At 39.6% G+C, this 12,574-nt stretch carries 8 protein-coding genes; all 8 read right to left on the minus strand.

Features of this window, described 5'->3' with window-relative positions; all coding sequences use genetic code 11:
- Positions 1–224 precede the first annotated feature (224 nt).
- Positions 225–1,268, minus strand: a complete 1,044-nt coding sequence (gene rlmN, locus AXF17_RS06625; protein ID WP_094234332.1) for a 23S rRNA (adenine(2503)-C(2))-methyltransferase RlmN — start codon at positions 1,266–1,268, stop codon at positions 225–227.
- 13 nt (positions 1,269–1,281) lie between these two features.
- Positions 1,282–4,410 (minus strand): isoleucine--tRNA ligase, encoded by a 3,129-nt coding sequence (ileS, locus tag AXF17_RS06630; RefSeq protein WP_094234333.1) that lies wholly within the window; start codon positions 4,408–4,410, stop codon positions 1,282–1,284.
- A 126-nt stretch (positions 4,411–4,536) separates the two neighbouring features.
- Complete coding sequence (locus AXF17_RS06635; RefSeq protein WP_094234334.1) at positions 4,537–5,439, minus strand: putative ABC transporter permease; 903 nt, start codon at positions 5,437–5,439, stop codon at positions 4,537–4,539.
- 11 nt (positions 5,440–5,450) lie between these two features.
- A complete protein-coding gene (gene ppk1, locus AXF17_RS06640) occupies positions 5,451–7,514 on the minus strand; it encodes a polyphosphate kinase 1 (RefSeq protein WP_094234335.1) in 2,064 nt (687 codons plus the stop codon).
- 12 nt (positions 7,515–7,526) lie between these two features.
- Complete coding sequence (locus AXF17_RS06645; RefSeq protein ID WP_094234336.1) at positions 7,527–8,441, minus strand: Ppx/GppA phosphatase family protein; 915 nt, start codon at positions 8,439–8,441, stop codon at positions 7,527–7,529.
- Between the two features lie 175 nt (positions 8,442–8,616).
- A complete protein-coding gene (locus AXF17_RS06650; protein WP_094234337.1) occupies positions 8,617–9,180 on the minus strand; it encodes a LemA family protein in 564 nt (187 codons plus the stop codon).
- A gap of 122 nt (positions 9,181–9,302) precedes the next feature.
- A complete protein-coding gene (locus tag AXF17_RS06655; protein ID WP_094234338.1) occupies positions 9,303–11,330 on the minus strand; it encodes a DUF2207 domain-containing protein in 2,028 nt (675 codons plus the stop codon).
- A 126-nt stretch (positions 11,331–11,456) separates the two neighbouring features.
- The coding region (gene pnp, locus AXF17_RS09575) for a polyribonucleotide nucleotidyltransferase (protein WP_237049024.1) at positions 11,457–12,574 on the minus strand (1,118 nt) is incomplete at its 5' end.

A 12,574-nucleotide genomic window follows, 5' to 3' on the forward strand; every position in this document is an offset into this window, starting at 1 on the left:
CGTTTCAGGCTTAGATGTCTATATACCCTTAACAAGCACTCATCCACCAAATTCTAATCAGTAACTGAGCAAAAGCCACTCTTCGATTCCAATTAAAAAGACGATAATCAATTCAATGTGTAAAAATGATTATCGTCTTTCTTTTTTCATAAAACACCCCAAACTTCGTTAAAGGTGATTTTTACAAAACCCCTAAAAAGTTTATAGAGCCGTTATTATTATCATTATCTTAGTCTTAACTGCCCACAAGCAGCATCAATATCTGTACCAAGTGTTCGCCTAACGGATACTGCTATCCCTTGTTCTTCTAGGAGAGAGGCAAAGTTTCTAACGCTAGTCTTAAGCGACGTCCTGTAACCTGTGCCTTCAACCTCATTCAAAGGAATTAGATTGACATGTGTAAGCCAACCTTTCAAATGACCAGCGAGTTCACGGGCATGTTCCGGTTGATCGTTTACACCGTCGATTAGCGCATATTCGAACGTAATACGTCTTTTTGTAACTTCAGTATATTTCTGGCAAGCAGCCATAAGTTCCGAATACTCAAAACTCCTTGCCACTGGCATTGTACGGCAGCGAATCTCACCATTAGGAGCATGAAGAGAAACAGCCAGATTCACTTGCGGAAAATCTTCTCCGAACTTTTCAATAAATGGTATCAAGCCACACGTTGAAACAGTAATATTTCTCATACCGAGATTATAACCCTGCTTGCTATTAATAAGTTTTATGAACTTAGATATATTCTCATAATTATCAAAAGGCTCTCCAATCCCCATGATTACAACGTGTCCTATATCCTCACCCGTTATATTTCGCATTTTAAGAACCTGCGCCAGCATTTCTCCACCTGTAAGTGACCTTTCAAGGCCATTACGCATTGAAGCGCAGAAAGTACATCCCATACGGCATCCCACTTGCGAACTTATGCAGATTGAATTACCGTAGTTATACTTCATAAATACTGACTCAACGTGAGCTCCATCTTTAAACTCAAATAGGCACTTTCTCGTTCCATCTTGTTTAGATTCTTGAACTACAACAGCCTCAGGAAGACCAATGTAATACCTCTCAGACAGCGCCTCCCTTAGCTTAGCAGGAATGTTGGTCATCTCATCAAATGACTCCACACCCTTGGAGAGCCATCCAAATATTTGTTTCGCTCTAAACTTCTTATCTCCGCATGAAGAAACGACCCCGGCTAACTCGTCGGGATCGTAATCTGCGATATTGAGCTTAGAAATTAAGTTATTGTTCTCTTCACTCATAATATTAAATCTCTTAGCACTTAGTAACTGCAAGTCCAGTCTTGTGACCGTTGATATCAAATGTCTCGAGTCCAGTTTCCTCAACAACCGAGTCTGCCAGAGTCTCTTCCTTGATGTGATCAACTGCACCTAGAACTGCTGCCTTTACTTCATCATCTGCCTCAAATCTGATAGTGATATGGTCTAGCATCTCGAAGTCATTCTGCTTACGTAGCTGTTGAATCTTGGATATAACCTCACGAACGTATCCTTCGTTAACAAGCTCTGGAGTTAGAGTTGTATCTAGAATTGTGAACACATTGTTCTCCATTCCTACGACAAAACCTTCCTTCGCAGAGATTCTAACATCGAGGAAATCTTCAGTGATTTCATACTCTGTACCGCCAAGCTCAAGCTTAACAGAACCATCTGACACATTTGCAATAAGTTCCTTTGCATCGAACTGAGTGAGCTTACCAGCAAACTCCTTGATATCCTTTCCTAGAACAGGACCTGCGGCCTTGAAATCAGGCTTAACAGCAAAGTTCATATACTTATCAAGATTCTTTTCAAACACGACGTTCTTAACGTTAAGCTCCTCTGTGATCAATGGTACAAGGTCACTGATTAACTCTTCATACTTACCGTCAACGATTACCTCGCTTAGTGGCTGTCTAACCTTGAGTCTCTCCTTCTCTCGAGTTCCTCTTCCGAGGTTAACGAGAGTCTTAACTAGACCCATTCTCTCTTCTGTCTTCTCGTCGATTAGACCGCTATTAGAAGTTGGGAAGTGAGCGATATGAACTGTCCTCTCACCAGTCAGCTTAACGTACATCTCATCAGAGATAAATGGAGCTACTGGAGCAATCATCTTGATTACACCTAGAAGGACTTCATAAGTAGTAGCGTAAACACTCTTCTTATCATCTGTCATATCGTCAGCGTAGAATCTTCTTCTAGCTCTTCTGATATACCAGTTCGAGAAATCTTCAATAACGAAATCGTTGATTGCTCTAACTGTCTTCATATGATCATACTCATCCATGTATTCAGTTACATCAGCAACTAGTCTATTGTATCTAGAAATGATCCATCTATCGAGCTCTGGTCTGTTCTCATAAGGAAAATCTAGATTAGCAGGATCTGTATCATCCATATTGGAGTATAGAACGAAGAAGTTATAGATATTTCTGAGCGTTCCGAAGAACTTGCTCTGTACATCCTTTACACCTTCCTCGTCAAACTTTGTTGGTGTCCAAGCTGGCGAAACAGATACGAGATACCAACGGATAACGTCTGCACCGTACTTGCTCATCATTTCAAATGGATCAACCGTGTTTCCTACATGCTTAGACATCTTCTTGCCCTTAGCGTCAAGGATGAGGTCATTTACAAGAACATTCTTATATGGAGCTTTACCCATGATGAATGTAGAAATAGCCATCAACGAGTAGAACCAACCTCTTGTCTGATCAATACCTTCACAGATGAAGTCAGCTGGAAACAGCTCCTTCTCGAATCTATCTGCATTTTCAAATGGGTAGTGCCACTGTGCAAACGGCATAGCACCAGAGTCGAACCAGCAGTCCATTACCTCAGGGATTCTATCCATAGTCTTGCCACAACTTGGGCACTTAAAATGAATATCATCTACGTACGGTCTGTGTAATTCAATAGTTTCTGGGTTTACATCTTCGATAGCCTTTTCAGCTAGCTCTGCGCGGTTTCCTGCACTTTCTAGATGTCCGCACTCACACTTCCAGATTGGAATTGGTGTACCCCAATATCTGGATCTGGAGATATTCCAGTCCTTAACGTCAGCTAGCCAATTTCCGAAACGCTTTTCTCCAACATAAGGAGGATACCAGTTTACTGTATTGTTATTAGCAATTAGCTGGTCCTTGAGCTTTGTCATCTCAATGTACCAACCTGGCTTTGAGTAGTATACGAGAGGTGTATCACATCTCCAGCAGTGTGGATAGTTATGTACCATCTTCTGCTTAGCAAACACCTTGTTCTCTGCTGCAAAGTACTTTAGTATCTCTACATCAAGGCCTTCTTCCATAACAAATCTGCCTTCCCAAGGAGTTTTTGTGAAGCAGCCCTTCTCATCTACTGGCTCTTCAAAGTCAACACCATAACTACGGCAAGTATTATAGTCATCCTCACCGAACGCATAAGCAGTATGTACAAGACCTGTACCGTCTTCAACAGTAACGTAGTCTGCATTAGCTACGAAGAAACCATTAACCTTATCAAGGTCATCGCCGTAAACGAATGTCGAAAGTGGCTCATAAGGAATATACTCTAGCTCCTTACCTGTCATCTCTTCGAGTACTTCGTACTTACCTTCGCCGAGAACTCTATCCGCAAGGTTTTTAGCAACGTAGAAGATATTACCCTCTTCGATACCCTCAAGCATTTTCGCTCTTACATATACAACCTCTGGACCTACTGTAATTAAAATGTTAGAAGGAAGTGTCCATGGAGTTGTTGTCCAAGCGAGGAAATACTCGTTCTCTCTATCTCTACGTCTAAACTTACATGTTACTGTAAGAACAGGATCTTCTTTGTATCCCTGAGCTACCTCATGTGAAGCGAGACCAGTTCCACATCTAGCACAATAAGGAAGAACCTTATGTCCTTCGTAGATGAGGCCCTCGTCAAAGAACTTCTTGATTATCCACCAACCAGACTCGATATAGTTATTATCATAGGTAATATATGGATCATCCATATCAGCGAGATATGCCATCTTCTCAGACATGTCACGCCAAAGACCAGTATATTTAAATACTGACTCACGACACTTCTCGTTGAATTCTTTGATACCGTAGCTCTCGATGTCATTCTTGCCAGACATGCCGAGCTGCTTCTCTACTTCAATTTCAACAGGAAGACCATGTGTATCCCAACCAGCCTTACGCTTAACCTGGAATCCCTGCATATTCTTATATCTATTGATCGAATCCTTTAATGTTCTCGCCATTACATGGTGTATACCTGGCTTACCATTAGCTGTCGGAGGTCCTTCGTAGAAAACAAAGCTTGGATCCCCCTCTCTCTCTTTTACGCAGAGGTGCAGCAAATCTATATCAGACCAATGCTGAATCTGTTCTTCCTGAACATCTGCTACTGATTTCTCAGACAAGTTTTCAAACATTTTATTATCCCTTCCTCTAACATTAATTATTATTAATATAAACAAAATAATTACTAATTTTACTATCTGAAGCACAAAATGTCAATAAACGAGGACTATGTAAGTAGTCAAGAACACACCTTGATATTATGCTTTGTATTTCAGAGTTTCCTTTATTTTATCAACGATTTCACCATGGTTAACGAGCTTTAAATCTGGGTATGATTTAAAGATTCTGCCCGTACCAAAGAATTTAGTCTTACGCATCTTCTTGTAAAACTCTTCTTTAGCAATTTCGTAATCATGTTTCATATCAACAAGTTCTTGGCTAACTTCAACTCTTCTATCAGCTGTAGCATCTCTTATCTCAGCTTCAAGAAGCGCACTTTGAACTTTATATGTATCGACTTTCTCCATTGCGCTTAAAGCATCTTCACCGATTTTTGTGCTCAAAGAGTCACTGAATTCGGTCATGGATTTCTGCATATCGTCCAAGCGAGTAATCCTCTTGTTTAATCCAAGCGTAATCAGTACAGAAACTCCAAAATCAGTTACAAATACTACGTATGCGATAAATACTAATACCAGACCTATTGTGGAATTTGTCAGTCCACCAAACACTATTTCGACGAACGGATGAATTTTTCTAACTACAACAAGAATTCCAAATCCCCATATTATACTGAACTCAAGACAAATGTAGCCATGATAATTAAACGGTTTAGTAGAGTAATCCCACCACCTTGCGTGAAAGATTTTTAAAAGTGCATATCCGCCAAATAGTTCTAGCATCGTCGATAGCAGCATTCCCAGAATAAACACTTCGGTATCAGTCGAGAACGAGCTATAATCTAGACCAAGGGCTTTTACGAGTAGGATTACAAAAAGTGAACCAAATCCATATATCGGACACACAGGTCCATTGAGAAATCCTCTATTTACAACGAGTCCTTTGCTAACTGCCTGGTAGATAACTTCTGTAACCCAGCCGATTACCGAATATACCAAAAAAAACAGCGCAATATCAGTTAAAAGATATCCAGCTATCATAACCCTCCCCCTTACTTTAAATCACCGAATTCCGCTAGTAATTTCTCCTGACTGTCGAGAACTATACGCCTTGGAGCAATATTGACATATCGTCCGTCATAAAGCAGAAACTTAGCCCTTACGTTATCCATCATATTCAAATGCATGATGTGCTTCAGCTTTACGATACACGATTCATCGGTAATTGGAAAAGCAAGCTCAAATCGCTTGTCCATATTTCTATTCATGATATCTGCAGATGATATAAATACTTCCTCTTGGTCTCCGCTGCCGAAGATATACACACGAGAATGCTCTAAAAATCTGCCTATGATACTGATTATCTCAATATTGTCAGTATACCCGTCAACACCTGGAAGTAGTGTGCAAATGCCCCTAACAATCATGCGAATTTTTACGCCAGATTGTGATGCTTCCGCGAGCTTCTCTATAATCTCACGGTCAGATACGGAATTTACCTTTATGAAAATTCTTCCGGCCGTACCTTTTTTACACTCATTGTCAATCCGCTCGATAAGCACCTTCCTCATGCTTCCTGGCGATGTTATTATGTATCTAAACTGTTCGTCTATAACACCATTTACCGCACTCTCAAACAGACGCGATATCTCCTGCCCGAGCACTCTTTTAGCAGTTATAACAGAGAAATCCGTATACTGGCGAGCAGTGGTTTCGTTGTAATTCCCAGTCCCTACCTGCGTAATAATTTCGCGTTCTCCAATTTTGCTAAAAGACTTTTTAAATACGACTTGACATATCTTAAAGTGAGATTTATAACGTTTAGTTCCGTAATAAACTTCACACCCAGCCTCTTCAAGTTTTGATGCCCAATCCACGTTATTAGCTTCATCAAATCTAGCTCTCAGCTCTATCAAGACTCGCACATGCTTCCCTTGACTTGCTGCTTTAATTAGGTATTCAAATATTCTCGGATGACTCGTCATCCTATAAATGCTGATTTTAATTTCCTTTACCTTGCTATGCGTGGCTGCTTCACGAAGAAGCTCGAGCAGATTGTCCATAGAGTCGTAAGGATAAGCATCTAATAAATCTCTCTCCATCACATAATCTATTACACTTCTAGTCGCCTTGTGAGATGACTTTGCTGGAACGAATTCATTATACGAGTGTTCGGCAATTATCTGGCTTGATAGATTATCTTTTAAATAAGCAAGATGATTTACAGATGATAAATCCGAACAACGAACGACTTCTTCTGTAGATAATGTAAGGATGTCTGCAAGCTCCTTTATAAGCCTTTCACCTCTGGCTTCTAGGTATGCAAAAGCTCCGACGAATTCGGAGCTTACACGCTTATCAAGAATCTTCTTGATTCGTTCCCGTGCTGTAGCGCCTAGTTCAAATTCTTCATACTCAAAGTCGATATCTGCATTTCTAAATGCTCTAAATGCGATAAACGATTTGGGTTCAAAAGGGAAGCAAATCTCTTTAAGGTATAGCTTAACTAGTTCTATAGGAAGCAGTAAATTAATACCTTTCTCATTCTTAATCACAACGCCATTTAATAGCGATTTCGGAATCTCTATCAGCATCAGTTTCCTATTATTATCAACATCAGTTTCAACAAAGATATATGTGTGACCATCCTTGATTATCTCTGCCATATCATCACGATCTAAAAAGTGCGGTTTAATCTTTGATGAAAGCTTCATGAGGAACTGTCCATCGACAAAATCATAATCTTCTTCCGATAATTCTTTGTGCTGGCCACATCTCACACCAATATCTTGTAAATCGTCGTATAGCTGTGCAATTATAGCCTCAAATTTATCATTAATTCGTCTTATCTCCTGCCAGATAAAATGAATCTGCTCACCAGAAGTGAGTCCCGACATAGAGTCTCGCGTTACCGAATCGACCCTTTTCAAGTTGTTCAAGCTTCCAATTCTAACCTTTATAAATTCAGTGAGATTGTTCTCATATATAATGCTGAATTTCAGTCTTTCAAGAAGCGGATTCTCTATGTTAGCAGCTTCATTCAACACTCTCTCGTTGAACTTAAGCCATGACAGTTCACGATTCTGCGTAAAACCCTCGAGATAAAGCTCACTCATTTACAATCCCACTTAATTCTTATTAATCTCTTCCAGCTTATTCATCAGAAAACCTTCTCGCACTCCTGATTCTGAAACAGTAATCTCTTCACAGCCAAGTCTATCCATAATAGACTTCTGTATGCACATACCTGTAACGAGTGATTGAACACGTTCAGGCTTAACCTTAAGAAGCGTGCGTATGAATTTCTTTTGATTCGTATAATATAGTTTAAACAGCTCGTCATACTCATTTGCAGAAAGCGTTGACGTGCTCTTGTTCCTATCTAAAAGCTTATTAGCGAGCTTGCATGTAGCTCGTACAGTTCCGCCAATCGCATACACATGACCTGGCGAAACTTTTATATCATCTGGGATACTTAACTTTGAGAGCAGATTCTCAGTTTCTGCTTTTATCGACAGCAGCTCTTCTTCTGCTGGAAATATTCCATCGACATGACGGTGATAAGCATTGAGTGATCCTATAGGCATGGTATCAGCAAAAATTATCTTATCTCCTGTAAATAGAGAAATTTCTGTACTTCCTCCTCCACAGTCCGTGAGCATTCCCGTAGTATCACCGATATCCTTCATTATACCGTAGTAGTCGTAAATGGCTTCTTCTTGCCCTGATATTACCTCAACCTCAAATCCAACTTCAGACTTGATTCGCGCGACGATTTTCTCTTTATTCTTAAGTTCCCTAATGCTAGCTGTTGCGATAGCAAATACATTTACATCAGACATACCGTCAACCGCAATCCTAAACTGCTTAAGTGCTTCGATCATAACTTCGACCCCTTCTGCACTCATCTCATTATCATTTATATATCCAGCAATTCCACAAGAAACCTTATTACTCATAATCTGACTGAACGATTTATCAGTTTCTATGTTGTAAACCGCCATCCTAATTGTGTTAGAGCCAATATCAATTATTACGTACATCTATAAAATTACCCTTCATGCTTAGTCTGACAACAGTCGTAGTAATTCTAACAAAAAAAATAGAGTTTATAAACAAAAAACACAAATCAAAAATTATTTTTTGTGTTTTATTATAACAAAACAGAGCGTACATTCCTGTACGCCCTAGTTTAAAACGCAATTTTAATGATGTATACTACTTGCTTGTTCCAAAATCAACCTTTACATTTTCACGCTCAGTTTCTGAGGAAACTTCAAACATTGGCTTAGCTTCATAGCCGAATACCCTTGCGATGATTGCTGAAGGAAATACTCTGCACTTTACGTTAAACTTCTTTACAACAGCATTGTAGTACTTACGAGAATTAGCGATATCATTCTCTACAGCCTTTAGCTGATCCATTAGCTCGATAAAGTTAGCATTAGCCTTAAGATCAGGATAAGACTCCGCAACTGCAAATAGGCTTCTTAATGTTCCAGAAAGAATATTTTCATTCTCAAGCTTCTCAGCTGTTGTAGACGAGCTACTAACTGCTGATCTCGCTGCTGTTACAGCTCTAAGTGTCTCAGACTCGTGAGCAGCGTAACCCTTTACAGTTTCAACTAGATTAGGAATGAGATCAAATCTCTTCTTAAGATATACGTCCATAGTTGAGAAAGCTTCATCACAGTTAACTGCTAGTTTTACAAAGCCATTATAAGTAGCAACAACCCACAGCAGTAGAAGTACGACTACCGCTATAACTATCCAAATTACCATTTTTACACCTCTTTTTTATTTATTAGCAATAACTATTAATGTCTCTTTTGATTCGTTATATTAGCACATCAATGCACTAACTTCAACAAACAAACTCAAACGAAGAATTTGAGGCAAGGATTTTACCATGCGCCACCGCCGCCTCCACCGGAGCCACCGCCACTGAATCCACCGCCACTGAATCCACCGATTCCGCCGCCACTATCAGCATGTGCAGCTGCGATTCCAGAATATGTACTATGCTGAATGCTGTTCATCATCGTACTCATACTCATGTAGTTAAATGTAGTCGTGTTGTATGAACTAAATCCAGTATGTTCTGGAATCTTGATAGTGTTAAACTTATGAATCCATTTATCTGTTAGCCCTAGAACGTAAGCATATGGCAGAACATTGTAAAAGTAAGAAGGATCACTTTCTACAAGTTCATTGATTCTATCAAGCTCGGCAGTTTCTATAAACTCTTTAAAGCCTAGTATCTCACCGTAAATCTTGCGGTTATATTCAGTTCTGCTTTGCATATTGGAGAGTAGGAACGGAATAGCAATCGTGTATACAGTAAGTAGTAATGTCACGTATGATGCTCCTTCTCCTCTGCCCATGAAGTATAGTGCATTTATGAAAGTGCTCATATATACATAGTATATTAGCACCCAGGCAACAATCTTGGATGTTAATCGTCCAGCACTTAAGGTCTTACGATAGAAGTACGCATCACTTAACTTATGAAGTATAAATAGCCATATCAATGCCCATACGATTAATATAACGATTATTCCGAATATAGCCGGTATACCTCCACCACTGAATGCAGAATGATATGCAACATCAACAGTGCCTCCTCTATATACACTAAGTACTATGCTTGCGATGTAACCAATCGCAGCTATAAACGTAGCCAGTATCCCCTTAGCATCTGAAGTCTTTGAAATTATTGCCTTATCCCCAGTGTATCTGTCCGTGAGCTGAGACTTAATCGTATCGTAAGATTCTCCAATCGATTTGCCTGATTCTTTAATGCTAACAGTACTACCAACAGCTGCTGATTTACCACCGAAGATTGAATTGTATGTTTTCTTAATAAAGGCAGGTTCTCCTTCAGGCGCTGCTAACGCTTTAATGGTAATATCTCTCTTAGAGCCTTCAATAATCTGAATATATCCTTTAGAAGCTAGATATAGATAAAGTGAAGCAATATCCTTTTTGTCAACTACTCCATCCGCGAGATATCCAAGCTCCGCTGACGTGATGCCGTCAGGTGGATTAAACATTATAGGTGCAACTATATCTGCATCTTTCTTCCTAGTAAGCTTGAGAGAAATTACACCAACAAGGCACAGAATGAGTACCACAGCGTTCGCAACATTACTCCAGGCTTTGCTAGGTGCTCCAACCCAGTAATTGGCTGGAGTTTTTACCATCAGCGTCACTCCAGAATTATAGTTTATAGCAGCATCTTCATACGATAATGTGTTACTTGATTTATCATACGACCACTTACTGTTATCTTTAGTTGGAGTTCCATATGAACCGCTATATGATTTCATTTCAGTGTATTTAAAATCACTTGGCAGCGAGACTTTTATCTTTGATGAAGCGATTGAAGTCTCCCACTCTGTCGGAAGTACATCGACGTAAATGTTGTTATCTTTATCGCTATGAATATAGTTATAAATCTTGTACTTTATAACATATGTTTTCTCACCTGTAACGTAGGAATCATGACTACCAATTCTGATATTAATGTATTTATCTTTGGTTACCTTTACGTCTCCACCTTCAACACTGATATCCTTAACCTTATAGTTGCTTGCTATAGGGATTTTTCTGTAAATTCCATGCTTTGGATACTTAAAGTCGACAGTAATGGTCTCTGTGAAATCATATGAGTAATCCTTATTAACCTTAACGTCTACGTCAAATACTTTTGTCGTATATCCCAATCTATCATAATCTTGCGTAGCTAATGGAGACCCTTGGTTTTGATCGTAATGATTCGAGTATGAACTAGAATAAGAATTTGAATAAGAGTCATGTGAAGAACTCCCATACACATTACTCTGGTTCACTATACCCATTGTTATTGCAAATATTACAACCAGAATCAGAGCCAGTTTATTCAGTCTGTTCTTAAATGCATTATGATACATAGCGTTAACTCCTCTAGTCTCAATCACATAGATTGAGTATTAACCGATAATATCCACTTTTAATAATAACAAAAAATACATAGCGGTATAACCCGCTATGATTATTTAATACTTATTTAAGAAGAATTAATCTTCTACTAGTTCTTTTCTCGATAGGTTGATTCTGTTCTGGTTATCAATCTCGGTTACCTTAACAACAACCTTATCTCCGATGTTCATTACATCTTCAACCTTATCTACTCTGTGGTTAGCAATCTTTGATATATGTAGCAGACCTTCCTTACCAGGGAGAATTTCGATAAATGCACCAAAGTTCATAATTCTCTTAACTTCACCCTCGTAAGTCTTTCCAACTTCTACATCAGCTGTAAGATGCTCAATCATAGACTTAGCCTTAGCAGCACTTGCTTCATCAGAGCTGTAGATGCTGATTAGACCTACATCTTCATCAGAGATATCAACCTTGCAGCCCGTTTGTTCAACAATCTTGTTAACGTTCTTGCCACCAGGTCCGATTACCAGTCTTACCTTATCAGGATGAACTCTCATAGAGATACATCTTGGTGCATAAGGTGAGAGTTCAGCTCTTGGCTCTGAAATCTCTTCTAGCATGCTTTCGAGGATGTGTGCTCTGCCAACTCTAGCCTGCTCTAGTGCCTGCTCTAGAATCTCTCTCGATAGACCGTGAACCTTGATATCCATCTGAATTGCAGTGATTCCATCAGGTGTACCAGTTACCTTGAAGTCCATGTCTCCTAGGAAATCTTCCATACCCTGAATATCAGATAGGATAGCATATCTGCTGCTTCCGTCTTCTTCTACTCTCTCAATTAGACCCATAGCGATTCCTGATACAGGCTTCTTGATTGGAACACCAGCATCCATAAGAGCTAGGCAAGATCCACAAGTTGAACCCATCGAAGAAGAACCGTTTGATGAAAGAACCTCAGAAACGACTCTGATTGCATATGGGAATTCCTCTTCGCTTGGAATTACAGGAAGAAGAGCTCTCTCAGCGAGTGCTCCGTGACCAATCTCTCTTCTACCTGGGCTACGAGGTGGCTTTGGCTCACCTGTTGAATAACCAGGGAAGTTATACTGGTGCATGTATCTTTTAGTAGTTCTATCGATATCAATGCTGTCTAAATCCTGTGCCTCAGATAGAGGTGCAAGTGTAGCAATTGAAAGAACCTGAGTCTGTCCTCTCTTGAATAGACCGGTACCATGTGCTCTTGGCAGGAATC

The organism is Mogibacterium pumilum (assembly GCF_002243385.1).
GTDB classification, from domain to species: domain Bacteria; phylum Bacillota; class Clostridia; order Peptostreptococcales; family Anaerovoracaceae; genus Mogibacterium; species Mogibacterium pumilum.

Coding starts and splice junctions, on each gene's coding strand:
- rlmN (WP_094234332.1), bottom strand. CDS start 1,268: ATGAGTGAAGAGAACAATAACTTAATTTCTAAGCTCAATATCGCAGAT.
- ileS (WP_094234333.1), bottom strand. CDS start 4,410: ATGTTTGAAAACTTGTCTGAGAAATCAGTAGCAGATGTTCAGGAAGAA.
- AXF17_RS06635 (WP_094234334.1), bottom strand. CDS start 5,439: ATGATAGCTGGATATCTTTTAACTGATATTGCGCTGTTTTTTTTGGTA.
- ppk1 (WP_094234335.1), bottom strand. CDS start 7,514: ATGAGTGAGCTTTATCTCGAGGGTTTTACGCAGAATCGTGAACTGTCA.
- AXF17_RS06645 (WP_094234336.1), bottom strand. CDS start 8,441: ATGTACGTAATAATTGATATTGGCTCTAACACAATTAGGATGGCGGTT.
- AXF17_RS06650 (WP_094234337.1), bottom strand. CDS start 9,180: ATGGTAATTTGGATAGTTATAGCGGTAGTCGTACTTCTACTGCTGTGG.
- AXF17_RS06655 (WP_094234338.1), bottom strand. CDS start 11,330: ATGTATCATAATGCATTTAAGAACAGACTGAATAAACTGGCTCTGATT.